Here is a 26640-nt window from a genome sequence, read left to right as displayed (position 1 = left end):
GATCATCAGGCGGCAGTGCTTCCCTGCGCCGGGTGAATCGAAAATCTGATCTCTAAGATCCCGGAAAGCAAAGCGTGCAGTATTCCAACAACCCGGGACGTTCTTCTGATAGGTGAGAACGTCGCCTTTGATGCGACGGCCATGAAGATCCAATTCAATTTTTCACCCCTGTTAGACAATGCGGGGCTGCCTCAGCGGCTCACCAAGGAGCTCGCCGAACTCTTCAATCGGCACCTTTCGAAACCCCATAGCACGACGCGCGTGACGTCGAACGCAATCTCCATCAAGACGCAGAGCTATCGCGTGCGGCATCTGATTGCCGGCTTTCGCGAACTACGCAAGGGCGGCTTCGCATTGCAGTCGCCTTGGAACCTGTCCGAAAAACACATCGCCTATCTGGTCAAGCTTTGGGTCGCCGAAAAAGACCAGGCACCCGGAACGGTCGAGAACAAACTAACCTATTGGCGCACGCTTGCCGCTTGGATGAAAAAGCACCAGCTCGTGGGCACCGTCGATGACTACATCAAGCGTCCCGACGGTTATCGCCGCTATTACGTCGCGCAGGAAGATAAATCCTGGGAAGCGGCTAACGTTGACGTCAACGAAGTCATCTCCCGTCTCTGCGAGCATGATCGGTGGGTCGCGATTCAAGTCGAATTGCAAGCGACGTTCGGTTTGCGCGCCCAAGAAAGCATGCTCCTGCGGCCACTGCAATGCCTGCGCGTTTCGGGCCACCTTCACGTCATCGATGGCACGAAGGGCGGCAGGCCCCGGCTCGTGCCGATCGATGCTGAATGGCAATACGAAGTCCTTATCCGTGCAGCGAGGCTCGCAAATCCGCGCACCGGCTCAATGATTCCGGAGCCATGGTCGCTCAAGCGGTGGTACCGCCATTTCTATCACGTCCTCCAGAAAGAGGGCATCACGCGTAGCGGCTTGGGCGTCACGGTGCACGGACTGCGCCACGCTTACCTCCAGAAGATGTACGAGGATATAACCGGGGTGCCGGCGCCGATCAAACTGCCCGATCATCGGCCCGATCCGGAACTTCATCAAAGGGCCATGCAACAGCTGGTCGAAGCCGCGGGGCATAGCCTTGCAGCGAAGGCGACGGCCTACATCTCGACCTTCGCGACGGCGGAGCGCCTGTCGCGACCTGTGGTGACCTTCGAGCAGGCGATCGCGGCTCTTGATGCGGCGAACGGCGTCAAATCGGAGGCGGCAAAGCGCCTGAAAATCTCACGGCAGGCGCTCTATCGGATACTTGCAAAAGGCGGCCCGATGCCAACTGTAACGCCCGCATACGTCGCCGAAACGGAAGCACTGCCGACATCCGCGCCCAACGAGGTCTTCCAAGATCCACCGTTGGCTCTGACGATCAACAACGCCACACCGGACCAGCTTTCACTGCTCGCCGAGTAGGTTTGCCGTCGCCATCCGACGACGTCGCGGTCGTCATCATCCGCGACGGCTTCCAGCCCCGAGGTGCAGTTGACGGTCGACGGTGGTCATGATGAACAATCATCAGCATAGGACTCTGCGCAAGCTACGAAGATGTTGTACGCTTGGTCACACCCCGTGTCACTCGTCGTCGGTGGTAGTCGGCCAAAGTGTCACCAACGCGCTTGCCGCGGATTTCGATGAACTCGATGCTTATGGGATCGCCTGGCCATGCTCGAATCGGAACATGCCGTGTAGGTGCGTCTCTAAGAGCGTGTCGTTTGCTCCCGTCGAAGTTCTCGTGCACAGCTATTCCTTTGACTCGCAAGCGACCATTCCCCACCCAATAGAGTCATTTCACGATGTGAAAGCTTGCCGAAATGGGGAGGTGAATATTCGGCACGTTTTTGTAACAGGCAAATTTACTCTTGCATTCAATCGGTTGCCTCGGCCGAAGAAACGTAACGGGACGCTCTCCGGAGAGCGTTGCTCGCGGCCAAACAACCGCGGCTCACGTTGCTAGCCGCCCGCCAAGCTAAGGACGTCGGCTAAGAACAAAACGCACCACCCGCGAAGGTATGGTCTACCTTGCACTATATTGGCCAACAAAATTCCCCGGCACTAGACCTAGACAAGCGTAGTGACAATGCCTTGATACCGCGACTTCCGCAGCGCAAAGCGTGACCCCGTCAAGGCTGCTTGTTCCAGACAACGCATTTATCCGCAAACAGACAAACCGACGCCAGTTTTTTAACCGGGGAACGTGCCCGAGGACGACTCCACCGTCAAGACGTCCACCACTCGTCCGTCGAATTGATAAGGAATGCTACATGAAAAGTCTGCCCGCGCCAGCGACTTCTTGGAAAGAGCGAGGCCTGCTTGAATCTCGCGGATCGCCCCAAAAACGCCATCCGTTTCAAACTCGAAACTTCCGATAACGTTTCCAGGAAGTGTTACGACCGGAACACACCGCGGCGATTCAATGAGCACGTTTCCGCAGGTTCAGCAGCGTAAGCAACGAGGACATACGGCTATACACGCGTGAGCCGGCCTACGTGACAAACAGAGCCTGGGCCTAATCGAAAGGGTTGAGCACATTTGGTTGACGCCAGCAATTCACTCGCTTCGACGGTCATTTGCGACGCGTTGAACGTCACGTTTGCGCTACGCAGACCTGTGCGCACTGCACGTACATCCCGCCTCGAGACCGTTTCGAGCGGCATGCAAGCCTGACGAGCGATATTTCTTCCTTTTTATTGAAAGAGCTAACGAAATCGTGGCCTTTGCGAACTCCTGAAGCGCGACGTCGAACCTAAGATTGGTTCTGCAGCACCCGAAACGATAAATCGAAACCTAGTGACCACCGCAGACCTGGAGCTTTGCAATGTCAAGACGATCCCGCTCGCACGCGCAAACGCAGCCTACCGCCTTTTTTCCAACGCAGGCGTACCTAGGGTACCCCGAGGGTTACCAACAGGAACCGTCGCTTAGGCAACGCCGGCGCGAATACGCCGACTTCTCACGCAAGCTTCGCGCAGTCTTCGCTCCGTTGCTGCTCAACCGCTATGCATTGCTCGAACACATGATGGTTCAGACCAGCCTCGGATTCTCCGGCGGGGCGGCAGGCGCGGACTGCGTGGCTGTTACTCGCTTCGGGGTGTTCGTCATCACGCACATTCGGTCGGTCGGAACGCTAAGCTTGACGACAAAAGCAAATGAGCTGCTCGTCACCGAGTCCGCCACGGAGCACGCCATTCGCTGTCCCCTTTGGCAAGCCGCGCCAGTCGTGCATTTTCTGTCCGCGCTATTGGCCGATATTAAGTGCCCTGTCGAGGCCATCGCCATTACAACCGAGGACGCATGCAAAATCGATTTCGACCTTCCCCCTTCAATTATGAAACTTCACGAACTCGACCAGTTCCTGCGCCAAAGGTATGCGCCGTTCGTTGGGGTGCAGTGGTCCTTTTTCGATGTCAACCAGATCAGTGCACGCATCCGGCAGGGGTGTCGTGATTGGGACAAGGAAGTGGCTGAGGCGTAGGTATGGGCCGGCTTGGCGCCTAACGAGAGCCGTGCGCGCAATGGTTGGCCAAGTCGGTTGCTTCGATCGGCGCAGTCCCGCCACCGGTCGACTGCCCAACCATTGCATCAGCTCCCAGATGCGCGAGGCCCCGCCGGGACGGTGGCATCAGTCACAACACGGCGGGCATTTGGAACTTTTTTGCATCCCGCCCAAGAATCTTATGCGGCCACATGCGTGTGAAAAAGCAATTTGTAAGCTGCCGATGCGAAATTTGAACGTCTGAGTGCACCGAGGCGATTTCGCAATATTCGCTCTTTACCCGCTTGAAATCACAGGGTTGGAGCCCGCGCGAGCGCGAGCGAAGGGGCGTTCTCCGGATGAACTCTTTCAGCCCAGGTCTTACGGTTCAACTTGAGAAGTGGGGGTGTGCAACGACGAAAGCGGAGGGGGCTGTGACAGCGCCGCTACGATACAAGCGTGCCATTTGAGAACTGCAGTTGGCGAAATCTAACGCGACTCGTAGCTGAGTGCAAGCTGCATGCGTAAAGCCATCGCTCGCACCCACAGACTAATACGAGCGCTTTGCGTCCGCGTCAACCTGCGTCGGGCTATTTGAAGTGAAGTGCAGTGACTGACATCAGTTGAAAGGGCGGGTTTATACCTCTTTTCACCGGTTCGAAGCGAAAGACGCGTGATTTTAAGCGCCTTTCGCCTTTGATTATGGAATTCCGAATTTAATTGGAAAAATTAGTTGCGCATTGATGCTTCCAGTATGCAATGATCCGGTCGCTTGATCCAAAGGAGACCATAATGAGCCGTCCAAAAAGGCCGTATCGATTGATCAGCCGTCGAAGTTGCTTGCGCCTCGCGCAGCTTTATCGCGAAGGACTAACTGAAGGAAAATGGACCACACAACTTGGCGCGTTGAATGCGCTCGGCGTCAGTCAAGGCGACCTGTCAATGGCGATGCAGCTTCACGAACTCCCTGAAAGGATTATTGACCTGTTCGAAGATAACATCGACATCAGCAGCCATACAGTCCGCGTTATTAGCTACGCGATCCGTCGCGATGGCCTTAGCACGGTCCTACGCCGTATCGAGCAAAGTGGGGCTTCCGGCGCAAAACACTCTAAAAAGACGGTGTTGAGTATCGTCAAAGGGCAAGCACTGGAGTCGAAAAAAATGCTGCGATGGTCTGGACAAAATCCAGAGAAGATCGTGTCCCGCACCTTAAATCTCCCGAAAAACATCTCTGACCGCTATCACTTAGGGGTGACACAAGGAGAATGGAATTCTTTCAGTGCATGCGCGAAGACACTGCATACACCGCGACGCAACATCAGCGACGCCGTTGCCATCCGGGCGCTGCCCGATGCGATCCGCCATCTATTCCATGAGGAAGCGTTGACCTTTTCGGTCGGCCGAAAACTGCTTGCGCTCAAGCGCGAGATCGGCCTTGACGAACTACTTTCGCGGGCGCGATTTAAGGACTCTATGTACGACGTAGGCGGGCGCACTTCCGACAACATCTTGTCCGAAATAAACGACGAGAATATTCGGCCGGCGAGCTCCTTCAGGCGTATCCAAATCAAGAAGGGACGAGGTGCGAACCGGCTTGTTATCGAATGTAAAGATCCGAAATTGATTCTCAGATACCGCCGCGAGATCGAGAAGGCGATCTGCAAGGTCTTGAAGAAGCGTGTCACAGATGTGGAGTTTGTTGCGTTCATGCGCGGAATACGTAGCACTCAGCGCGCGGCTTTGCCTTTTGTAGACCGGCTGCCAAGTACATTCCGCCCTTCCGCCCAGGTCCATCCTGATCCATCCGGCGTGCTTCGAGGGTAGGGTCTTTCGGTGCAACGAACTCACCTCGGCTGGCCTAGCGGCTTCGCGCGCGGTCGCTGTCGCAAAGGCACAAGAAGCGGCTACACCCGTCCTCGCCGTCGCTTTGGCGGCTGACGAACCCGCGTCCATCTCCGCTTGCGTTCGAATCGTTCGCGAGATCGGTGTGTTGCCCGACAATTTGTCGCATCCCCCGCTCAATGGCTGCCGTCGTAGCTCGATATCCGCAGGAGAAGGCGCGTGGATTCATGTAACTCGCAACCACCCTCTGATATTGCGCTCTACGTCATCAACCTCTCGGGCGTCTACCACGGTGCCGAACGGTCCGTGCGCAGTCTAGAATGTAGTTATGCTAACGGTGTAGTGATGGCGCGCGGCGCTTGTCGATCCCAGACTATCACACCATTGGGACAATGGAAGGATTTTGGCCTTCTGAGCAAGTCATCGCGTATCTATTTTTCGGAACGTGCGTCAAGCAAGAAGTGCGTTGAGCAATTTTTTCGAAGCAACGTCGGGCACGCCGCCGAACTGCTAAGCGCGGCCCACGTTCCTTGTACGCTCTTAGGGAAGGCAGCCTTGGCATGGCACGGCATCCTTTTATCGCGTCGTTTCGACGATCAATTCATAAGGCGAGGGCTTTCTGCTGTGTGCTACCGCGCTTGGCAGGCGCCATTTCGACTTCCTGAAAACGTCTGTCGCCAAGCCGAGGCGTTGCCTTGACTTTTCACGGGAGTAGGCATGCTGGATTTGTCCCAACCAAATCCATTGCAGACATGCCAATACAGAAACGTTTGCGCCACGCGTATTCCCCCCAACGAGCAAGACTCATTGATAGTCGCGGTTCGACGGAACACCCGTCCGAACGCAAACGCACTCACACGCCAGTGCGCGTCGCGCCCGGGCATTCCCTCCGGCAACGCCTAGCAGGATTAATAAGTCCGCCCGCCCTCAGCGTACCGTCCCCGACGGTGCGTCTACCCGCGCGGTGCGCGGACACCGAAATCCGACATCTTGAAGCGATGATTCGTCACGTCACTGGCACTCACGGCCCGTTTTTACCTGAGTATTTGCCTCAGTCTTATTGGCTCGCACGGCTCGAGCGAATCGAGCGAAAAACTTGCCTCATTCCAACTCAGCAGCAACGCGTCGCGGCATTGCGAAGGTTGCTGCTGCAGAGCGAGCCGCGCGAGTGTCAGTGCGCGTAGATTCGCCCGGCGGTGGTTCCGTAACACAACCTACCCACCTTCTTATTCGCCTAGTACCGCTCGCCTCACTCAATGACGCTCGGTCGAGCTATGCCGACAGACGTGGCGGCGCGGTAGGCGGCGTGACTTGCAAATGAGATCGCAGTGGCATGCGATGACTCTTCTTGGAAGTCCATCCCATGAACGAAAGCCGAGGGACTAAGTGAGAAAGCACAACCACGACGGAATGCCGACGCACGACCTACCGAACGAGACAGCCTGCGCCGCTGACGAAACCTTCAGCCATTCCCGCATGACAAGGAAAGACCCGACCAACGGAGCGAAAAACCGTCAACGCGTGAGCCGCGCGTTGCTGATGCGCATTGCGCCGATCTTTCAGCATGCGTGCGATGGCTGGGCGCATGTGCGTCATTCAATCGAACTCGAACATGCACCGGGCACCAAGAACCCGACAACACAGGTTGATTGCCTCGCGATAACCCCGTTTGGCGTCTTCATCTTGAACCACTTCCACTGGACGGGCCTGGTCAAACCGGGCACCAACGAAGATGAACTGGCCGTTGTCGATGACCGCGGCGATATAACGATTCATACGTCGCCGCTGCGCCGAACGAAGCCGGCCGTGCGGCATTTGCGCTGCGTGTTGGCTCAACACGACTGTCCGGTCGAGAGTATCGCCGTTCTAGGCGAAGCGGGCTGCAGCCTGCATCCGACCGTGCCGGATGGCGTCTTGACCCTGCCAGACTTGCACTACTTCCTGCGCATGAGGTTGAACCGCTTTCGTGCAACGCATCGGCGCTACTTAGATGCGGACAACGTCGCTTCCCATATCGACTGGTCTTGCTCTCGCAGGCGCACGCGCCCGTGATACCGGCGCCCGAATCGCTGTTTCGTTGTATCGCAGCGCTGTGGCAGCAACGTGAAAACCAAGCCAACCCTCGAAAGTTGCCCGTGGTGCGGCGTCGGGCCAACCGAGCTCTATCGCCCTCGAACGGCAACCGCCGCTCGAGCCGCCCGCTCCGTGACATCAATATCCGCTATCAGACTGAAAAGACGCCGTCTTTACGAAGCTTTCCAGCGGAAACCGTCCACTGGGCGCGCTATATTGGTTGGACCCACCGCGTATTTACGCATCGACCTTAGCTGAGCGCACGGCTGACGCGCGCTTGCCACTTCTTTTATACCTGGCCTCTCGGGGGAGTCGCTCTCCCGGTTCGCACGCGAGCTCGTTGAGCGACCCTCGATCGTTTCCCATCGTTGCATTCGAGCGCTGGTCTCCGTGCCCCGTCGTCCTTCGTGTTCTCGTGCAAGTCGAGGGCGCTTTGTGCAGGAACGAACGCCTTGCCTCGGATGAAAACAGACATCTGTGCAACGGCCACGCTTGCGCACGCGCGGTCGCAGAACGTTGCTCGTTGTCCGTTTTCAGCAACTCCCCGTCACGCTGGCTCTCTGCGCGACCGGTCATACGTCGCGCACGATCCACCGCTGTCCAATTTCACCACCGTAGTCTGGCTCGGCACATCGCCGAAGGCCGCTACTTTCTTAGCCAAGGAGGCTTTATGAAAATCGCCGTACTAGAAGTCCGCTATGCAGGGGGCTTGATCCTGACCGACCGCGTTGTCGTTCAGCCGTCATTCCGCATTTTGCTGCCGCCGCGCTTGAGCGCGATGCTTACCGAACTCGAAAAGACAGAGCGCCGCACGTCAATTCGAGTTTCGCTAGACGGCGTCATCTATCGCGTTACAGGCGCCCCCGACGGCGAATTTGCCGTGGGGGACAAGCTGCCTTTCGGTGAGCGTCTAGTGACGATTCTCAAAAGTGTCGCAACTCCCAATCGCGCTCAACGGCGACTCAACCGGCGCTTCGCCCATATGCTGAGTGCCCTTTCGTTGATCGGCGCGTGCTACCTCGTTCAGTCAAGCAAGGACTGGGACGCAGGTGTGATCGTTGAAACCGCGTTGCTTTGCCTCACGTCCGCGGCTTTATTCATCATCGGACATATGTGCTTTCCGGGTGATCACGAATCGACGTGACGATGATGCTGAAGCTCGTCTTATTGGCTTCTTCTTAGCAGTGCTTCGCCCGTTCGTCGACGCGACGTTGACTTCAGAGTCGATCGACGTTGTTTATGCAGACCACGCCGCTTGGCGTGGTCTGCCTCATTAGCGACTGGCGATTCCGCTCGCGCCACTTACGCGTCCAATCAATCTGGACACTCACGTCTTGCTGAGAAATCCGGACGTCATAACCGTCGGGCCCTGCGCGGCAGTGCGCCCTTCGTTACCCCAGCGAAGAATCTTGTAAACGTCAATCTCTAAGGCGTTGTCCAGCCTCGGTCGTCGGCGTACTTAAGCCGGGATGCTCTGCTTTGCCCGGCCTACGAAGGCAGGGATTACAAGACCGACGCACATTGAGATCAAGGGCGAGGGTGCCTCCGGTGCCCACGAATTCAGTGGTCATTGTTGGCGAGCGGCGTTCGTGTGCAGCGGGACGCTCATCACCGTCACTGCTGCCACAGCCGAAGAGCAGCAACGCGAACCTCCGTGAAAACAGCATCGCGCGGAAAAAGATGGGCGCCGGGTCAGAGCGTCCGCTTTCTGAAGGTGCCAGCCAAGGCTTCACCAAGCGAGCTGTCTCCCGCACTTTCGTATCCGCCCCTCGATTCCGTCTTGGGGTCAGTGCACGCAGAGACGCCAGGGTTGACTTGCGTGCGCTGAAAGAAAGGAAGTGGCATCAAATCATCGCGTCATTGCATGGTCTTCACCGTGTCTAGCAAACGAACAAGGAGGGGAAAAGATGGCTGCAAGAATGTGGGTGGCTAGAACAATGGACGGGCAAGAAATCTCCGCCGAGACGATCGATTCTCTCCAAGAGGCTCCGCCGTTGAAATGTGTGTATTGCAGCGCGCCCGTCAGTTACGTTCCGCAGCACGCACGCGAGAGTCGGGGCAAAGCCTGCACGGTCAAGGCGTATTTCCGCTTATTTCCGAAGGTGGCGCATAACAAGCGCTGCATGTTCAACGTCGAGGAACAACTGAAAGTGATAGCGCGTCGTTCCTTTGGTCTTTTGCAGGCCATCGAACGGGGACAATATCGCTTTCGTCTGCTCGCGATCGCTGATATACGCGACGTGGACCAGCATTCAAAGCGTTCGAAAACATCTTGCAAGGCTGATATGGCAGGAAACGGCAGTGCGTTCTTTTCAAGCGACTCCCGCCGTTTTCTGTCGGCGTACATTAGCGCGGCGAAGCGAGTGATACAACTTCGAAGTTTGTGTGCGAGCGATTCCGGTCTTAGAGACCGTCTGGAATTCGTCTTCAATGGCATGTCGGTGAATTGGGAGGATTTCTACTACGAGGAAGCGCGATTTCTTGCAGCCTATCGTTGGCTCGGTAAGACTGCAACTTCTTTTCCAGTCGCGCTGGTGGGTACGGTAACAAAAATTGAGGCTATCAAGAGACATGGTCGATCGTTGTATGTTTTGCATATGAAGTCGTCTGCAGCGCATTCATATTCTCGTGACCCGATGGTAGGAGAACTCGCGCACGCGACGGCATGGACCAATCAAGCTGAATGGTTGCATTCGCTCAAGCGAAACGACACTGTGCTTATTTTCGGCCATTGGCGGCATGCGACAGCCAATACAGTTACTACCTTCGTACTAAATGGCGACAGGAAGTTTCGCAAATATCTCGAACGGCAGTTGTCAATCTGGCTACACGTGAAGTCTCAGATATCCCGACTGGGTGCGTAGTGTGCGATTGGGTCGCAGTTCAACATTGCTGCTTACGTGACGTGTGTTGTTGCTTAACGATCGTTCCGCGTTTAGCGGCGCGCATGCCTCGCCATCGACTTGTCCGTATGTCGCTCACTGCAGTCGGGATTATGCTAGTTGGATGCGCGGGCTTATTGGCAAGCTGCCCTTCCCGGCTAATTTGCTTGAACAGATTGCGATCGGTCGTGACGGAAAAAAGGTGATCGGTGGCGTCCGCGCGGACGTATCCTCAGTCGCTCCTCCTTTTCGTTAAGGGCTGCCAGTCATAGCACGTGTGTGTCCAGCAGCACTCAGGCTCCGCAGGCTCTCGCGGAAGCAGCATCTAAAAGTCTTAGGCATTAATTCAACGAGGTTACGCTGCACGCTGTTAGAGAAGAGCAAAGAGAGAGCGCGGGCTGCGGCGTTAAACGCTGATAACAACGGCGCGTGTCCCCTTCGTTGATTGCATGAGGTTTTGTGGTGCACCAGTAATGGAGTCATTGTGCGTACATTTTCATCGTGAAAGGGAAACAATGCGTACCGGTCACAGCACCGAAGCTACTTTGTGATAGAACCCAAGGTATCTTGCTGTCTGGGAAAATGCCAATCCTTACTGCGGAAAAAATGGCCGGGATATGCCGGGTGTATTCCTCGCTGTGATTGACCATAAAGGAACTGAAATAGAGATGACGTTGACGCAGCGAGTACGTCGAGGGACCCGGTACGTCAACAGTTGGGCTTACCGGTTCAGAATCGTCCCTCAACATCGGAGCGCCGAGGCAGACGTCGTTTCTTCAATGCTATGGTGACGCGGTGAAAGTTCGCGTTATGCCAATCAGAGAGAGCAGGCCGTGCGCTTGCCATAGCAGCCACAACCTTCAGGCGCTGCTTATTCCCAAGCATCTGCTCCGCGGAAGAGTTGAGTAACATTTGGAAGAGCGTCGAGTCGAGCACCTTGTGGAAAATACCGAGGTTCGCAGGCTTTCACAGGGGCGGCGCAACCATCCCGCCAGCATAAACCGCGTTTGATTATTTCCTACGCACGACGCATTTCAGGGAAAATGTCGGCTGCGTCGTCCGACGGTAGGGTGGCGCGTTCAGAACTCAGTCGCTAAGGATGCAGTTGAACTCCCTATACGCCAGCGCAAGCTCAGCTCAATTGATAAGCGTATCCCTCGTTGTGTACCGGCCGCATCGGCAGCTTCTTGAACGCACGCTGACTACGCTCGATAACGCGTTGCATTGTGTGTTACCCGCCGAGCTCAGCGTCTCTGCGCCGCTGTATCTGATCAACAACGGAGCGGACGAAGGGTTCAACCTGTCCGAGGTTGCCGGCGAAACGGCGCTTCAAACGCACGTCATCGAAGGCCAGGGCAACGTCGGCTATGGCCGGGGCCATAATCTCGCGATAGAACGCACATCGAGCCGTTACCACCTGATCCTGAATCCTGACATCGAACTGGAAAGCGACGCGCTCGTTCAGGCAATCGCCTTCATGGACGCGCATCCGGAAGCCGGTCTGCTTTCCCCGTTCATACTTGAAGACGACGGCAGCCAGCAATTCCTCTGCCGCCGCTACCCGACCGTCTTCGACCTCTTCATCCGAGGCTTCCTCCCCGAAAGCCTGAGAAAGCCATTTGAAGCGCGGCTGGCGCGATACGAAATGCGCGACCTCATCGGCGATAAAAGCATCCTCTGGGACCCGCCCATCGTCAGCGGCTGCTTCATGCTATTCCGCACCGAGGTTCTCAAAAAACTCGGCGGCTTCGACCCGCGCTATTTCCTCTATTTCGAAGACTACGACCTGAGCCTGCGTACCCACGAAATTGCCCGCGTGGCCTACGTGCCCTCGGTACGCGTGCTGCATCATGGTGGCGACGCGGCGCGCAAGGGCTTCAAACACATCAAGCTCTTCGTCACATCGGCGTGCAGGTTCTTCAACCGCTTCGGCTGGAAATGGCTATGAGCGAGCGCATCGGCGTGACCGGAGCAAACGGGTTCGTCGGGCGGGCCGTGTCGCGCTTGCTGCTCGATGCGGGCAAAGAGCCTGTAGGCATCGTGCGCGAGGCTGCAGCGGTCGAGCCGGGCGTCACGCCCGTGCACATCGGCTCGCTCGATGCAATCACGCCCACATCCTTCGAAAAGTGCGCGTCGGTGATTCATCTGGCCGCGCGCGTCCACGTCATGAGCGACGCGGCCACCGACCCGCTCGCCGCCTTTCGCGCAATCAATGTCGATGGCACCCTCAGCGTCGCCGACGCGGCACATCGCGCAGGCGCGCGGCGCTTGGTCTTCGTGAGCAGCATCAAGGCGCTCGCCGAACTGGACGATGGCCGTCCGCTAAAGGAAACCGATACGCCGCATCCACCCGATCCATACGGCGTCTCCAAGCTCGAAGCGGAGATCAGGCTGAAGGAGTTCGGCGCGCGCACCGGGCTGGAAATCGTGATCGCGCGTCCGCCGCTGGTCTATGGCCCCGATGTGCGCGCCAATTTCCTGAGCCTGATGGACGCGATCGCCAAGGGCATGCCGTTGCCCATCGGCGCGGTGGAAGCACGCAGAAGCCTTTGCTACGTGATGAATCTCGCCGATGCGCTCGTCACCTGCGCCACGCATCCGCGCGCCGCGAATCAGCTATTCCACATCACCGACGGCGAAGATGCCGGTGTCGCAGACCTCGCCCGGCGTCTAGGGCATCATCTGCATAAGCCCGCGCGGCTGGTCTCCGTGCCGGTCGGCGCCTTGAAACTGGCAGGCAGACTCACCGGCAAATCTCCTCAAATCGCTCGCCTGACCGGCAGCCTCCAGATCGACTCGACTCACATCCGCGATGTGCTAGGCTGGCGCCCGCCGTACACGCTCGACGAAGGCCTCGCCGCAACGGCGGACTGGTATCGCGCGTATCGTCTGCGGAAAACATAATTCCGAGCTAATTATGTCGAGTTAACGTCCGGTAACAACGGATAAGCCCCGGTAACACGCGCACCGCGTCGAAGAGGGCATGATTTGTCACAGTCGAAAGAACCTCACCTTGCAACTTCCGGGAAATGACCCAGCCGCTGTCACCCTTTGTCGTCAGTTCTCCATGGATTGCCGCTGCTTTAGTCGCGGCGGGATCGCTCGCAGCATGCGCCGCGATCCTCTCAGCCTTGCTTTGCACGGGCTTGGCCTGGCGCCTCGCCACTGATATTCCGAACGAACGTTCGCTTCATAGCCGTCCGACGCCGCGTGTCGGCGGATGGGGAATCGTTCCGGTTGCCGTCATCGCCATGCTGGTCGCCACGCCCACGCTGTGGCTTGCCGCGCTCTTGACCGTGGTGCTCGCGGCTGTATCGCAAATCGACGATCGTCGCGGCTTGCCCGCCCGCGTGCGCTTCGGCGCGCACGTGGCCGCCGTTGCGCTGCTCATCGCGCTGAATCCCGCGCCGGTGCCTTGGTGGGCGCTGGTTGCGGTCGGCTTCCTCATGGTCTGGCTCGTCAACCTCTACAACTTCATGGATGGCTCCGACGGCCTTGCAGGCGGCATGGCGCTATTCGGTTTCGGCGGTTACGCCGTCGCGGCACTCTCCGGGCCCGTGCCGCAGATCGATTTAGGCGTCGCGAGCGCGGCGCTCGCCGGTGCCGCAGCGGGCTTCTTGCTATTCAATTTTCATCCGGCTAGGATTTTTCTGGGAGATTCGGGGTCGATTCCCTTAGGATTCTTGGCTGGAGCACTCGGATATTGGGGCTGGCTCAAGGGCACGTGGCCCGTTTGGTTTCCGGCGCTGGTGTTTTCGCCGTTCATCGGCGACGCGTCGGTGACGCTGCTCAAGCGTCTCGCGCGCGGAGAAAGGTTTTGGCAGGCTCACCGGGAGCATTACTATCAACGCATGGTTCAAGCCGGCGCCGGCCACGCGCGGACGGCGCTTGCGTGGTATTTGCTGATGCTCGCGGGCGTCGTGCTCGCCATCTCGGCGCTCGCGTGGTCTCCCGCGAGCCAGTGGCTGGCGGTCGCAGTATGGGTGGTCGTTGTCGTGGCGGCAGGCTCAGTCGTCGATGTTTGCTGGCGCCGTCATCAAGCGCTTCACTCCGGACAACCTAGAGGTACACGCGGATGATTCGATACAAAGCTCCTTGGCTTTCCGCCGGAGCCTTCGCGTTCGATCTGTGCGCGGTTGCCGCGACATGGCTCGTCGCCTACATGATCCGCTTCAACGGCGCGGTGCCACCCGAGTTTCAGCACGGCGCATTCATGGCGCTCATCTGGGTGCTGCCTGTCTACGGCGTCATGTTCCGCGTCTTCGGTCTCTATCGCGGCATGTGGGTGTTCGCGAGTCTGCCCGATCTGATGCGCATCTCGAAGTCGGTCGCCGTCGGCGCGCTCGTCGTCATGATCGGCGCGGTCATGGCGCAACCAACGCCGGTCATTCCTCGCTCGGTGCTGATCGTCGAGCCGCTGTTGCTGTTTCTCGCAATGGGCGGCGCGCGCGCGCTCTATCGTGCGACCAAGGAGTTCTATCTCTATGGCGGGCTCGTCGGGCAGGGCAAGCCTGTGATCGTACTCGGCGCGGGCACTGCGGGCGCCATGCTGGCGCGTGAACTTGCGCGTTCGAGCGAATGGCGTCTGGTCGGCCTGCTCGATGACGACCGCTCGAAGCAAGGCCGCGAAGTGCTCGGCCACAAGGTGCTCGGCAGTTTCGGCGACTTGCAGCAGGTCGCGGAGCAATACAAGACCGATTACGCGATCATCGCGATTCCCTCGGCATCGGCGGAAGAGCAGCGCCGCGTCGCCACGCTGTGCGTGCGCGCGGGCGTGAAGGTCATGGTGCTGCCCGCGCTTAGTCAATTGACGCAAGGCGAGGGCGGTTTCCTGTCGCGCGTGCGGCAGATCGATCTCGAGGATTTGCTCGGCCGCGAGCCCGTCAAAATCGACATGCCGCACGTCGAACAGTTGCTGCACGGTCGTGTGGTGATGGTGACGGGCGCGGGCGGTTCTATCGGCTCGGAACTCTGCCGGCAGATTCTGCGTTTCTCGCCGGCGCAACTCGTCGCCTACGATCTGAGCGAATACGCGATGTATCGCCTGATCGAGGAGTTGCACGAGAAATTCACGGATTGCTCGGTGATTCCGGTCGTCGGCGACGCCAAGGATTCGCTGCTGCTCGATCAGACCATGGCGCGCTTTGCGCCGCATATCGTGTTTCATGCGGCCGCCTACAAGCACGTGCCGCTGATGGAAGAGCAGAACGCCTGGCAAGCCGTGCGCAATAACGTGCTCGGCACGCTGCGCGTCGCGCGCGCGGCGATTCGCCATGACGTGCGCCACTTCGTTTTGATTTCCACCGACAAGGCCGTCAATCCGACCAACGTGATGGGCGCCAGCAAGCGGCTCGCCGAGATGGCGTGTCAGGCCTTGCAGCAGGCCGCGCCGCACACGCAGTTCGAGACGGTGCGCTTCGGCAATGTGCTCGGCAGCGCGGGCAGCGTGATCCCCAAGTTCCAGCAGCAGATTGCGAAGGGCGGCCCGGTCACGGTGACGCATCCGGAAATCACGCGCTTCTTCATGACCATTCCCGAAGCCGCGCAACTCGTGTTGCAGGCGTCGAGCATGGGACGTGGCGGCGAGATTTTTATTCTGGATATGGGTCAGCCCGTGAAGATCGTCGATCTGGCGCGCGATCTGATCCGGCTCTACGGTTACAGCGAAGAACAGATTCGCATCGTGTTCACCGGCTTGCGGCCGGGCGAGAAGCTTTACGAGGAACTACTCGCCGACGACGAAACCACCACGCGCACGCCGCATCCCAAACTGCGGATCGCGCAGGCGCGAGGTGTGCCAGAAAACTTCATCGACGAGTTGTTGCCGTGGCTCATGCAGCATCGCGTGCTCGCGGATGACGAAGTGCGGCGCGATCTGCGTCGCTGGGTGCCGGAGTATCAGACGGTGACCAACCCCACGCTGCAGAGCGTGCCGGTTGCGAAAGTGGCGAAAGTGGCGAAAGTGGCCAACGAGCGCGGCGCGTCGCTCTGACGGAGCCAACAGCGCATGACGACTTTCGACGAAGTCCATGCGCTGACCCATGCGGGTTCGTTGTTATCGAGGCACGGCGAGATCGTCGCGTCCTACGATCTCGAAGCCACCGGTAGCGATGCCTCCGGCTTCACGTCATTACATGACGCGCGGCGCGACATTCTCTGCGCCGTCTCCACGCCCTTCACGGCGAACTATGCAGCCGCGCGCCGCGTTCATCTCATCAACGCGTTCGGTGTGACGCTGGGCGATTCGATCATCGGCCTGTCCGCGCTCTTCGCGATCAAGCGACACTGGCCGCATCTCACGTTTACGATTTATCGGCCGGCTCATGCGCCAGGCTACGTGAAGCGCTTGTATGAACTGGCCGCGCCGCTCGTCGGGGGCGTTGTGATCGATCTGCCGGTGCCGCTCGCAATCCTGCCCGCCGATGAACCGAAGATCGACCTCGGCAATCATCTCTTCTGGCCGAGCTTCGCCTCGATGCCGATGATCGATTTCTTCATCCGCGCGTTAGGCGTGGACCCGCTAAGCGTAGCGCCGGAAGACAAGCGCAATCGCTGGCTGCGTGATCTGGCCTTGCCCTTGCCCGCGCGTCACGCAGCCGACGCGGCGTATGTGCTGTTCTGTCCCAACGCGAGCACGCCAGTGCGCAGCGTGCCGCAGGCGGCGCGTGGGCGCATCGTCGCGCGTCTGTGGGACGAATTCGGCTTGCCCGTGTATGGCTTCGGCGCGATCGATCACCCGCACTATCGCGACATCGCGGCGCATTCCAGGGATACGGCGGAATTCATCGCGTGGATCGGACACGCCTGTTATCTGGCGACGCCCGATACCGCCGCGCTGCATATCGCAGCGGGCTTCGACGTGCCGACGACGGCTTTCTTCACGACCATCGGCGCAGCGTTACGCTCGCGCGATTACGCCAACTGTCATGCAGTGGAGTTCAAACTGAGCGAGCTGCAAGGGATTCACGCGAGTGCCCGAGCGCAGGACCTTCGCGCGCTCGAACGTGTGTATGGCGCCTACGACTGGCGCACCATGCCGATCGTCACGACGGCGAGACCGTTTTGCCGCTCGCCTGAAACGCGGGCAAGCGTCCATACAGCTCCGCCACCCAGTCGATGAACACGCGCACGCGCCGTGGCTGATGCCGGTTCGCCGCATACAGCACCGACACCACGCGCGCATACGACGGATACTCGTTCAGCACTTCCACGAGCGCGCCGCTTTTCACATAAGGGTCGAGCGTGTAGCTCGAACTCTGGATGAGTCCGAGGCCCGAGACGCCGCACGCAATGTACGAATCGCCGTCGTTCACCGCGATCTTGTGCTTCATCGCGATGGTGCGCGTTTCGTTATCGACGACGAATTCCCAGTTGCGCACGCGCCCCGACTTGTTGAGCACGTAGCCGACCGCGAGATGCTGTTCGAGATCGTCGAGCGTGCGCGGCGTGCCGTACTTCTCGAGATAGCCGGGCGATGCGCACGTGATCTGCGAATACGCGCCAATGCGCTTGGCCACGAGGCCGACATCGCCGACCGCGCCGACGCGCACCACGCAATCCACGGCTTCCTCGACGAGATCGACCGAGCGGTCCGTCAAAAGCAATTCGACGCCGATATCCGGATAGGCCGCGAAGAATTCCGGCAAGGCGGGAATGATGGTGCTCTTCGCCATGACCTGCGGCAGGCTGACCTTGACGTTGCCCTTGGGACTGAGCTTCGAATGCGAGAGCGACGCTTCCATGTCGTCGATCTCGCCCAGCACGCGCACGCAGCGATCGTAGTAAGCCTCGCCGTCTTCGGTGATGCTGATGCTGCGTGTGGTGCGATTGATGAGGCGTGCGCCGAGATGCGCTTCGAGCGCTTGCAGCGTGCGCGATACGCTCGCGGGCGGCAGGCGCAGCGCATCGGCGGCCTTGGAGAAGCTGCCCGCCTCGACGACGCGCGCAAAGACCTTCATGGCGAGAAAGCGATCCATACTCGTCTGCAATCACGGCCGCGCGCGCAAAGATGCAGGCATGCACGGCGGTCGAACTGTTGATCAAGCGGGGATCATACTTTGGAACCCGCCAGCCGCGCAGCAACCGTGGCCGGCGCGCACGATCACGACAGTCCGAGTCCGCGGCACAGCCACCACGAGTAGTGTTCGATCATCCGCTGGAACGGCGCGTGATGACCGTAAGCGATCGAAGAGACGGCGAGCAGCCCGAGGCCCGCCACGAGCGCGCGCGGCATCTTGCGCGGCACGGCAAACACATGGCGCAACAACAGGAAGGCGATGAGGCCGCCGAGCAGCCAGCCAGCCACGACTTCGGCGGGCGTGTGCGCGTCCTGCAGAATACGACTTGCGCCGATCAGCGCCGCGAGCACGAGTCCCGCTGCCGCGCCCAGCAGATACCACGCTCTTCCGAGCCCGCCCGCGAGCAAGCCTGCGGCGACCGTATAGATCGATGCCGCGAGCATGGTGTGCCCGCTGATCATACGAAATTCGATGGCCGGCACTTCGAGGCCGCAGCCTGCATAGAGAATCTTCGAAAGGCCGACCAATCCCATGCCGGCCGTCAGCAGCACGGCCCAGCGAATGGCGAGCCGCATGTCCACCGAGCGCAACCACAGTGCGCAAACGAGTGCGAGCGGCAAAAGAAGCGCCGCGTCGCCGAGATTGGAAAAAATCCAGAGTATTTTCGTTTCCATGCTTTTTTGTTACCCCGTCCTGGCGCGCATCGGTCCATGCGCTGTTTAAGCTTATGTCGCCATAAAGTCTATGTCGTGTCGGCCGCTTGCTTGCGCCGTCCCGCCATGCGGTATTCCGTCGGCGAGATAGACAGCCGCTTGCGAAAGATCTTCGCGAGGCCGTCGCCACTGCCCGCGCCGCATCGGCGCGCAATCTTGTCCACCGGTAAATCCGTTCCCGCAAGAAGCATGCAACTCGCGTCCAGTCGCGCGCGCAAGAGATACTCAGAAGGCGTGAGCCCGATTTGCGCCTTGAAGCGGCGCAGGAAGTTGCGTTCGCTCATGGCCGCGACGCGCGCCGCATCGGTGATCGAAATCGGCTTCACGTAGTTCTCGCGCATCCAGCGCGCGGCTGCGTCGATCTTCTGGCGCACGCCGCCGCTGTCGGTGTCTTCCAGCACGGTTGCCAGCTTATGCCACGCGCCCGGCAGCGTGCGCTCCGACACTTCGCGCGCTACCGCCGCGCCGTGATCGCGCTTGATGATGGACAACGCCGCCGCGATCGGGCCTTTAGGATCGTCCAGCGTAAGCGTTTGTTCCGCGATGAAAAGTGCGTTCGACAACGCAGGCGACAAGGCCGAGGACAACGCGTCCTGCGCGGGTTCATCGCCGAAATCGAGCGAACGGTTCTGCAGCGTGAGATTCGCCGCCGCCAGAATGTGCGCGCCTTCGCCGATAGCCTTGATGAACGGGATCTTCGGTGCGATACGCCCAAGGCGTTTGCGCAACATGACGTCGTGCCGCGCGTGCCGCGCGCCTTCGCCGCCCGCGATGAAAAGGGCATCGCACTCGTTCATCCAGCGGTTTTCGAGGCTTTCGCTCCAGATGCGCATGGAACAGCTGCTCGCCACGCTCCCGCCTTCACTGGACACGAACATCAGCGAATAGTTCGGCGCCGCAGCGTTCGAGCCCGCATGAGCAGGCAGGCGAACCTGGTTGGCAAGCGAAAAGACTTCGGAAATAGAACTGACTTCGACGAGCGAGAAGTCCTCGAAGATCAGAATGCCGATTCGCTTCGCCATGCTGGCCACATCGGCGGGCGGCGCGTCGGTTTCGGGCGAGCGCACGACCTGCAGCCGGGCCATACCGTTGGCATATACCATCGACTTTCTCCTGTTCATCCCCTGTGTCGTAATCTCCCTGGTGGAGCGAAAAGCAGAGGGAAAACCAAGCTATATGCGTGGCACTATACGCGGCAGGCAGCAAACGCCGTCGCCATCGTCGGATAATGGCGAACTGTTGGCAGATGATTTCGATATTCGGACGATAAGCTGGCATCACTCATGTCGTCTGATGAAATCGGGCGATTGATTCCACTACATATCCCACAACAAGAGGCGGCCGCGAACGCTCCAAGACGCGTCGCAACGCCTCGTGCAACCGACAACCGAGGTGAGCCGATGCTCAAGGTACGCAAGGCGGTATTCCCAGTAGCCGGTCTCGGCACGCGCTTCCTGCCCGCGACGAAGGCGAGTCCGAAGGAAATGCTGCCCGTCGTGGACAAGCCGCTGATTCAGTACGCGGTCGAAGAAGCGATGGCCGCTGGCATCACGGAGATGATCTTCGTGACCGGGCGCAGCAAGCGCGCAATCGAAGACCACTTCGACAAGTCCTATGAAGTCGAAGCCGAACTCGAAGCGCGCGGCAAGGACAAGCTGCTCGAACTCGTGCGCGGCATCTTGCCGAGCCATGTCACCTGCATGTACGTGCGTCAGGCCGAAGCGCTCGGTCTCGGTCACGCCGTGTTGTGCGCGGAAAAGCTCGTCGGCGGCGAACCGTTCGCGGTCGTGCTCGCGGACGACCTGCTCGACGGCAAGCCGCCCGTGCTCTCGCAAATGGTCGATGTGTTCGACCACTATCATTCGTCGGTGATCGGCGTCGAGGAGATCGACCGCAAGGATTCGCGCTCGTATGGCGTGATCGAGGGCAAGCCCTGGGACGACGGTCTCTTCAAGCTCTCGCGCGTGGTCGAAAAGCCGGAACCGGCGCTCGCGCCTTCGAACTTCGGCGTGGTCGGCCGCTATGTGCTGATGCCGCGCGTGTTCGACTTCCTGCGTGAGCAGAAGCCGGGCGCAGGCGGCGAGATTCAACTGACGGACGCCATTGCCGCGTTGCTCGAGCAGGAACAGGTGCTCGCGTATCGCTATCATGGCAAGCGTTTCGACTGCGGCAGCAAGCTCGGCTATCTGAAGGCGACGGTCGAATTCGCCCTGCGTCATCCGGAAGTGCGCGATGAGTTCGCCGCCTACCTGAACGCGCATTTCGGCAAGCTGGAAGCGGCGCAAGCAGAAGAAGTCCGCACCGATGTGGATGTCGACGACACGAGCGAAGATTCCACGGTCATCGCCTGAAGCATCATCTGTTTCGGTTCGATGAGAACGGCGCGCAGCGATGCGCGCCGTTTTTTTGCTGCACGGCTTAGCGGAAGTAAGCCTTCGTGTTCTCGTGCACGTCTTCGCGTGCGAGCAGTTCATCGGGCAGCAGCCATCGATAATCGCTGTGCTGATCGAAGCGGCCGATGGGCACCGTGCCGCTCAGGTTCATCGCGTAGGCAAGCACGATGTAGTGCGTGCCGAAGCCGGGCTCGCCGGCGAAGTTATCGTCGTAGCGATGCTCGAACACGCCATAAAAGCGAGACGACGAACGCTCGACGCTCGCCACGCCCAGTTCGTTACTGACGACGCGCTTGAACGCGGCATCGAGCGATTCGTCCTTGTCCACGCGCCCGCCCGGCACGAACCACGTGCCCTGTGCGGGTCGATTGCGGCGATGACCGACCAGAACCCGGCGGTTGCCGTCGGTCACGATCAGGTCGATCGAAATGAGCGGCGTGAGCCGGACCACCGTCATGAAATCGTCCACGTTCAGCATTGCTGCTCCATTGGTCTTTGCTTTTAATCGTTATGGATGCTGCTCGCGCGATATGCACGGCGCGCGTTCAGTGTAGCGCGCGAATTCTCGCGACAGGCATGAACGACACTGGCGAAAAGCGCCGAAAGATCGTCCGCGTGTGCCACGGGTTTTTCCGCTCGCCAAGGGCTCATTGACCCGTGTATCCGGCGGGCTTCGTGACGTTGGCGCGCATGGCATCGGCGTTATCGGAGACGACGTATATGGGCGCCTCGGTCAGCACGAGCGGCAGGCGTCCGTCGCTGTACTTCATGGCCGATGCATTGCCCATCATGTCGAATACCGTCACCGTGCCGGACTTCGCGGGCGCATCGACGATGAGGCTGTAGTTCGCTCTATGCGACGCATCGAAGCCCTTCGGTCCCGGCCATACCGCATTGCTATGGGTCCAGAGCGCGGTGACCACCTTGCCGCCATTCAGCCGCTGGAACGCGTAGGCGTAGACGCCTTTGGGCGTGCCGTTCACATAGCCGAGCGTGGTCGTGCCGTCGATCAGACGCGTCATGGCGGCCACGGCCATCGCGGCGGGCTTCGGGCTGATCTGCGTCTGCCCGTAGCCGCCTTGCGCATTCACGAGATCGAAGAACACGCCATAGCCCACCTCGGGCGGATCGGCGGAATAGAACACGAAGCTCACGTCCGCGCCTTCGCCAAGCAATATCAGATGCGCGCGCGCCGTCACCGCGCCTTGTGCATAGAGCACGTTCCAGTTCGGCGTCGCCGGGCCGTACTTCGTGTTCAGGTCGTAGCTGATACCTGTCTCGGTGACGAAGAGCTTTGCGCCCGGCTTCACGACTTCGGTCATCGTGCGGCGCAGCTCTCGCATCGCGGCGGGCATCGCTTTCGATGCGGTGGAGGCGTCGGCATCGAAACGTTCCGGCGGGTGCGACGGCGACGTGCCCACGTCGTAATAACCATGCGCGCTCACGCCATCCAGATACTTGCCGATGCCAAGCGGCGCCAGACGCTTGAGCCACGTCGTGTTTGAAGCCAGATTCGACAGCGTCAGGCCCATTACGACGGCGTTGGGGTCGCCCGCGTGAATGGCCTCGGCGGTGGCCTTGTACATCGCGACGAGATTGGCGTCCGTGTCGCGCCAGGGCAGACCGCCTTCGTAGTCCGGTTCCCATGTTACCTGGTAGTAGTTGTGCGCTTGCTGCGGGAACCAGCGCCTTCTCACTGCATTCGATTCCACGCCGACACGTTTCATGTAGGCGCTGTATGCATCGAGCGAGGAAGGCGCGTAGCTGTGCGTGCGCTCGTGCGTGGGGCTCGCCCATGCGGGAATGCCATCGAGCTGGATGAGGCGCAGCAGATCGCCCGGCTTGAAGTAAGGCGCGAGGTTGTCCGCTGCCGCGTTGAACGTGTTCGGGCCTTTTTCCTCGGTCATGTACCAGTTGCGGTTGTCGTTGACCCAAGTGAGACCTAGCTCGGGATAGAGCGGACGATAACCGTCGCCGGAACAGCAGCTTTGACCCGGCTTGAGATATGCCGCGCCTTGTCCGCCGAAGCGATGCTGATCCGGATGCTCGAACGCCACGGGCGGCAGCACCGGAGCCACCACCGGCAGCACACCGAAGGTGGCGATGCCGGTGGGCCGTGTGCCGCGCGTTGGCAACGCGCTCTTACCCGACTTGAGCGATGCGCTCACCGCGAAGTAACCCGCCGCCTCCGACGTGCAGACGATCGTAGTAGTCGCGGGGCGCGCATCGACGGCAAACTGGCCGCTCGCCTTGACCGTGTTCCATACGTCGCGGATCTGCCATGTGACGGTATCGGCGCCCTTGGCGCGCGTGGTGATGGCCACGCGCACCGGCGTCTTCAGCGCGAACATGCGCGTGCCGTCACTGCCGGGCGTGTCCGCTTCGAGCATATCGCCGCTCACTGACGCCGATACGGGCGGTGTCGGCGCGCTGCAGCGAAGCGGCGGGGTATCGGCGGGAGCGGTTTGTTGTTCGGCCGCGGCGGACTGCGCGCGGGGCGCTGCCGTCTTGGTCGTGCTCGCATACCAGCAATGTTTTTCGACGCCGGGAGCGGGGTCGTCGAAGGCGCTGTTGTCGCAGCGTGCGCTGCCCGTGAAGGTCTTGATCGCGTGTTGCGCGGGCGTGCCGTACAGCACGCGCGTGGCGCCTCCGAATGTGCAGACGCCGTATTCGGCGGCGCAGGGAATCCACGCGGCGCCGTCGATGATCACCGCGCTGGCGGCAGGCGCCGCTTCCTCGGACGCGGCGTCGTCGCAGCCGGTCATCGACCCAAGGAAGGCGAGCGCAAACGCGAGGCAGCCAACGCGAAGGGCGGTGAAGCGGGGTGCGAGTAATCCGTTCATCGTTCGCGTGACCTTGGCCGTATGGGAGATATGAGGAGCAAGCCGTGACGCCAAGCGCCGCCGATGCTACGAAACTGAAACGTTTCTAGCGCGCGCGTGGTGCCGTTCGCAAGCGATGATGCCGTCCACTTCTTCATCCACTGCGTGCGCGCGCGCACGTGCAAGCCCGCTTCGTCCGATGAATACAGGCCACCGGCGTGCGATAGCAGCTTCATCGTGTCGAAAAGACCGATCTTCGAGCACGACCGCGCGCTTATCAGGAGTGAAACACCCGAGGCGTTCCAAATCGTAACGAAGGGCCCGGCCGGCGCGGAAAAGTTGACCGCCGGCGCGGGACTCGGTGCGAAGAATTCGCTGATCAGTCAAATACGCGATTACGCCCATTAATCGTGAATCGAAGATTGCAGATTACAGATTCTTTCAATCGGTCATTCAAAAAGGGGCTCAGAACAGAAACCGCCGCAAACGACTAATCATTGGCGGATAAGCACGCTGCGCACGTCTAACGTGCACGGTGGTTTGCGGCGAAACGCGGCCTTGCAATGCAGCAGGATAGGTCTTAGGAAATGTTTCAAAAGTTAATTAATTTCGGCTTTTGATTCCCACGTCCAAAGCGTTTTTGATAATCCGAATTGGCGCGCTCATATAATCCAGGAAATATTATTAGCGTTCCAAAACTTATCTAATTCAAGACAGCTAATTAATCAATTGGAGAATAGGCGCCGGATCGAGGATTAACCAAAAATTTCCGATTTCGATGAAACGTCTGAACAGTCGCCAAGCCTTCGATGTTGCACGGATGAATCAGTTTCGACGCTTCCCCCACGAGGGCCCAATCGTCTGTGAGCCGCACAGGGCCGTGCGCTAGGGCTTGGCGGGAGTTTCTAAAGCGGTTTCTACGATACGCGAATTCTTTTCAAGCCGGCGCTTTGCATAACGTTTGTATGATGAATCGCGGTATTTGTTTCGTCAGTCTTTGGACGATTGCGCTAAAAGAATTTGGGGATAGATATCAATGTGCGGTCACCCTCACAACCGAACAGATTTTGTGGTTTAAGAGCGAAAATCCGCACCACAAAAAACTTTGTCTGCTTATTATTCACACCAACGGATCGATTCCGCCAACCTCTCGTTCCCATCGGTCACGACAACCCGGCGCAGTTCGGGAAAGTCCTTGATGCAATGCAATGGCCGAGAACGCAAGCCGTACTCCTGGAACAAAAAAGCAGCAGAGGATGACCATGCCTTACGCCACTCTCGAACCCGCAGTGATGGGTTGGATGCCGCCCGCGACGAGACCGTCTCAGACCGAGGTGAAACGCATCGCGATTTTGCTGTTCGACGGATTTTCGCTCCTCGGCGCGGGAATCGTCGCGGAAGTTTTTCACATGGCGAACGAACTGTCGTCGGTGAAAGCGAAGGCCGACTGCAAGTACGACGTGCGCTTTCTCTCGGTGGAGGGCGGCAACGTCGCGTGCTCGTCGTCGGTGCGCGTCTGGACCGACGGTCTCGATGCTCGTCACTACGGCGGTTTCGATGCGCTCTTCGTGGCCGGCGGTCGCGGCGCGGATGAAGCGGCCCGCGACGACCGCATCATCGAATGGGTGCGCCGCGTGAATTCGAAGACCACCGTCGTCAAGGCGATCTCCGAAGGCCGCAAGGTGCTGGAAGCCGCGGGTATCGGCAGCGTGCATCCGGGCCTCAACGACCCGCAGGCGCGCTACGGCAACAGCATGATCCACCTCGTGCGCGACGAACCGTCCGCCGATGGCGGCGATCGCTACGAATCGATGAAGGGCGCGCTCCTGCTTGTCAAGCGCGACCTCGGGCTGGACATCTCGCGCAACGTGGCCGAACGCCTGATGCCGGGGTCCGCCGCCAAGCTCGTGTCCATCCTGGGCGACAGCGGCGCGGCATCCGCGGGCGACAAGATTCGCGCGGCGGCGCGCTGGCTCCAGGACAACTGCGAGCGGCCGATCTCCGTCGTCGATGCGGCTCAGGTCGCCGCCATGAGCGAGCGCAACTTTCTGCGCCGCTTCAAGATCGAGATGGGCATCACGCCGTCCGATTATCTGTTGCAGGCACGCCTCGCCGTGACCTGCGCGCTGCTCACCGACTCGGAACTGCCGGTGGACAAGATCGCGCGCAGAAGCGGCATGGGCAACGGCGACCGGCTCGCCAAGATTTTTCGCAAGCGCCTTCTGATCTCTCCGACCGAATATCGGATGCAGAGCCGGCGCGAAGCTAACGGTTGATCCACTCGGACTGGACGCCGGTTCGACAGACCCCGCCTTCTGTGGGGTAGCGGACAAGGATGGCGTTTAGCGTCGAACATTTGGCCGGACCAGATTGGTCCGGGACTCAATCATTCTCGGGCGGCAGATGCTGCGCG

General features: G+C 59.7%; 18 protein-coding genes. 13 read left to right on the top strand and 5 right to left on the bottom strand.

Annotated features, from left to right (window positions below):
• Window positions 1–141 precede the first annotated feature (141 nt).
• From NCT04_RS11305 to NCT04_RS11255, 11 genes are all read left to right on the top strand, one after another.
• Window positions 142–1422, top strand: coding sequence for an integrase domain-containing protein (locus NCT04_RS11305; RefSeq protein ID WP_250465431.1), 1281 nt, complete (start codon window positions 142–144; stop codon window positions 1420–1422).
• Window positions 1423–2824: 1402 nt separating this feature from the next.
• The gene (locus NCT04_RS11300) at window positions 2825–3481 is read left to right on the top strand and encodes a hypothetical protein (RefSeq protein WP_250465429.1); all 657 of its coding nucleotides are present in this window, start codon (window positions 2825–2827) and stop codon (window positions 3479–3481) included.
• Window positions 3482–4273: 792 nt separating this feature from the next.
• Window positions 4274–5308, top strand: coding sequence for a hypothetical protein (locus NCT04_RS11295; RefSeq protein WP_250465428.1), 1035 nt, complete (start codon window positions 4274–4276; stop codon window positions 5306–5308).
• A 1494-nt stretch (window positions 5309–6802) separates the two neighbouring features.
• Window positions 6803–7378 carry a nuclease-related domain-containing protein gene (locus tag NCT04_RS11290; RefSeq protein WP_250465427.1) on the top strand — a complete coding sequence of 192 codons (576 nt, stop codon included), beginning with the start codon at window positions 6803–6805 and terminating at the stop codon, window positions 7376–7378.
• Window positions 7379–8069: 691 nt separating this feature from the next.
• On the top strand, window positions 8070–8543 hold the full coding sequence (locus NCT04_RS11285) for a hypothetical protein (protein WP_250465425.1): 474 nt from the start codon (window positions 8070–8072) through the stop codon (window positions 8541–8543).
• Between the two features lie 763 nt (window positions 8544–9306).
• Window positions 9307–10263: a hypothetical protein gene (locus NCT04_RS11280; RefSeq protein WP_250465423.1), complete on the top strand. Its 957-nt coding sequence runs from the start codon at window positions 9307–9309 to the stop codon at window positions 10261–10263.
• Between the two features lie 1123 nt (window positions 10264–11386).
• The gene (locus NCT04_RS11275) at window positions 11387–12229 is read left to right on the top strand and encodes a glycosyltransferase family 2 protein (protein WP_250465421.1); all 843 of its coding nucleotides are present in this window, start codon (window positions 11387–11389) and stop codon (window positions 12227–12229) included.
• Entirely contained in the window at window positions 12226–13185 is a 960-nt protein-coding gene (locus NCT04_RS11270; RefSeq protein ID WP_250465419.1) for a UDP-glucose 4-epimerase family protein, read from the top strand. Before NCT04_RS11275 ends, NCT04_RS11270 begins: the two co-directional genes overlap by 4 nt.
• Window positions 13186–13310: 125 nt before the next feature.
• A complete protein-coding gene (locus tag NCT04_RS11265; protein WP_250465417.1) occupies window positions 13311–14360 on the top strand; it encodes an MraY family glycosyltransferase in 1050 nt (349 codons plus the stop codon).
• The gene (locus NCT04_RS11260; RefSeq protein WP_244826062.1) at window positions 14357–16273 is read left to right on the top strand and encodes a polysaccharide biosynthesis protein; all 1917 of its coding nucleotides are present in this window, start codon (window positions 14357–14359) and stop codon (window positions 16271–16273) included. Before NCT04_RS11265 ends, NCT04_RS11260 begins: the two co-directional genes overlap by 4 nt.
• 15 nt (window positions 16274–16288) lie before the next feature.
• Entirely contained in the window at window positions 16289–17401 is a 1113-nt protein-coding gene (locus NCT04_RS11255) for a glycosyltransferase family 9 protein (RefSeq protein ID WP_250465415.1), read from the top strand.
• Here NCT04_RS11255 and NCT04_RS11250 read toward each other — a convergent pair.
• The 3 genes from NCT04_RS11250 to NCT04_RS11240 all read right to left on the bottom strand — a co-directional run bounded on the left by NCT04_RS11250 (window position 17325) and on the right by NCT04_RS11240 (window position 20115).
• Window positions 17325–18257 carry a LysR family transcriptional regulator gene (locus NCT04_RS11250; RefSeq protein ID WP_250465414.1) on the bottom strand — a complete coding sequence of 311 codons (933 nt, stop codon included), beginning with the start codon at window positions 18255–18257 and terminating at the stop codon, window positions 17325–17327. The genes NCT04_RS11255 and NCT04_RS11250 overlap by 77 nt on opposite strands.
• A 125-nt stretch (window positions 18258–18382) precedes the next feature.
• Window positions 18383–18973, bottom strand: a complete 591-nt coding sequence (locus NCT04_RS11245) for a phosphatase PAP2 family protein (protein ID WP_244826057.1) — start codon at window positions 18971–18973, stop codon at window positions 18383–18385.
• A gap of 68 nt (window positions 18974–19041) precedes the next feature.
• Window positions 19042–20115 (bottom strand): GlxA family transcriptional regulator, encoded by a 1074-nt coding sequence (locus NCT04_RS11240; protein WP_250465412.1) that lies wholly within the window; start codon window positions 20113–20115, stop codon window positions 19042–19044.
• Between the two features lie 297 nt (window positions 20116–20412).
• Here NCT04_RS11240 and galU point away from each other — a divergent pair, with 297 nt between their 5' ends.
• Window positions 20413–21363, top strand: a complete 951-nt coding sequence (gene galU / locus NCT04_RS11235; protein WP_250465410.1) for a UTP--glucose-1-phosphate uridylyltransferase GalU — start codon at window positions 20413–20415, stop codon at window positions 21361–21363.
• Between the two features lie 67 nt (window positions 21364–21430).
• On the opposite strand, the gene NCT04_RS11230 is transcribed toward galU, so the two are convergent.
• Window positions 21431–21883, bottom strand: coding sequence for a GDP-mannose mannosyl hydrolase (locus NCT04_RS11230; protein ID WP_244826052.1), 453 nt, complete (start codon window positions 21881–21883; stop codon window positions 21431–21433).
• A 169-nt stretch (window positions 21884–22052) separates the two neighbouring features.
• A complete protein-coding gene (locus NCT04_RS11225) occupies window positions 22053–24248 on the bottom strand; it encodes a hypothetical protein (RefSeq protein ID WP_250465408.1) in 2196 nt (731 codons plus the stop codon).
• A 1241-nt stretch (window positions 24249–25489) separates the two neighbouring features.
• On the opposite strand from NCT04_RS11225, the gene NCT04_RS11220 reads away from it, so the two are divergent.
• Window positions 25490–26503 carry a GlxA family transcriptional regulator gene (locus NCT04_RS11220; protein ID WP_244826049.1) on the top strand — a complete coding sequence of 338 codons (1014 nt, stop codon included), beginning with the start codon at window positions 25490–25492 and terminating at the stop codon, window positions 26501–26503.
• The last annotated feature ends 137 nt before the right edge of the window (window positions 26504–26640 follow it).

It is taken from the genome of Caballeronia sp. GAFFF2 (assembly GCF_023631485.1).
Classification (GTDB): domain Bacteria; phylum Pseudomonadota; class Gammaproteobacteria; order Burkholderiales; family Burkholderiaceae; genus Caballeronia.
Note: the sequence above shows the minus strand (reverse complement) of the source record. Positions and strands in the feature narration are given on the sequence as shown.

Bases quoted from the DNA above. Each gene is read 5' to 3' on its own strand.
- NCT04_RS11255 (WP_250465415.1), top strand. From the start codon at position 16,289: ATGACGACTTTCGACGAAGTCCATGCGCTGACCCATGCGGGTTCGTTG.
- NCT04_RS11290 (WP_250465427.1), top strand. From the start codon at position 6,803: ATGACAAGGAAAGACCCGACCAACGGAGCGAAAAACCGTCAACGCGTG.
- NCT04_RS11260 (WP_244826062.1), top strand. From the start codon at position 14,357: ATGATTCGATACAAAGCTCCTTGGCTTTCCGCCGGAGCCTTCGCGTTC.
- NCT04_RS11285 (WP_250465425.1), top strand. From the start codon at position 8,070: ATGAAAATCGCCGTACTAGAAGTCCGCTATGCAGGGGGCTTGATCCTG.
- NCT04_RS11300 (WP_250465429.1), top strand. From the start codon at position 2,825: ATGTCAAGACGATCCCGCTCGCACGCGCAAACGCAGCCTACCGCCTTT.
- NCT04_RS11295 (WP_250465428.1), top strand. From the start codon at position 4,274: ATGAGCCGTCCAAAAAGGCCGTATCGATTGATCAGCCGTCGAAGTTGC.
- NCT04_RS11245 (WP_244826057.1), bottom strand. From the start codon at position 18,973: ATGGAAACGAAAATACTCTGGATTTTTTCCAATCTCGGCGACGCGGCG.
- NCT04_RS11305 (WP_250465431.1), top strand. From the start codon at position 142: ATGAAGATCCAATTCAATTTTTCACCCCTGTTAGACAATGCGGGGCTG.
- NCT04_RS11265 (WP_250465417.1), top strand. From the start codon at position 13,311: ATGACCCAGCCGCTGTCACCCTTTGTCGTCAGTTCTCCATGGATTGCC.
- NCT04_RS11220 (WP_244826049.1), top strand. From the start codon at position 25,490: ATGCCTTACGCCACTCTCGAACCCGCAGTGATGGGTTGGATGCCGCCC.
- NCT04_RS11225 (WP_250465408.1), bottom strand. From the start codon at position 24,248: ATGAACGGATTACTCGCACCCCGCTTCACCGCCCTTCGCGTTGGCTGC.
- NCT04_RS11280 (WP_250465423.1), top strand. From the start codon at position 9,307: ATGGCTGCAAGAATGTGGGTGGCTAGAACAATGGACGGGCAAGAAATC.
- NCT04_RS11230 (WP_244826052.1), bottom strand. From the start codon at position 21,883: ATGCTGAACGTGGACGATTTCATGACGGTGGTCCGGCTCACGCCGCTC.
- NCT04_RS11240 (WP_250465412.1), bottom strand. From the start codon at position 20,115: ATGGTATATGCCAACGGTATGGCCCGGCTGCAGGTCGTGCGCTCGCCC.
- galU (WP_250465410.1), top strand. From the start codon at position 20,413: ATGCTCAAGGTACGCAAGGCGGTATTCCCAGTAGCCGGTCTCGGCACG.
- NCT04_RS11250 (WP_250465414.1), bottom strand. From the start codon at position 18,257: ATGGATCGCTTTCTCGCCATGAAGGTCTTTGCGCGCGTCGTCGAGGCG.
- NCT04_RS11270 (WP_250465419.1), top strand. From the start codon at position 12,226: ATGAGCGAGCGCATCGGCGTGACCGGAGCAAACGGGTTCGTCGGGCGG.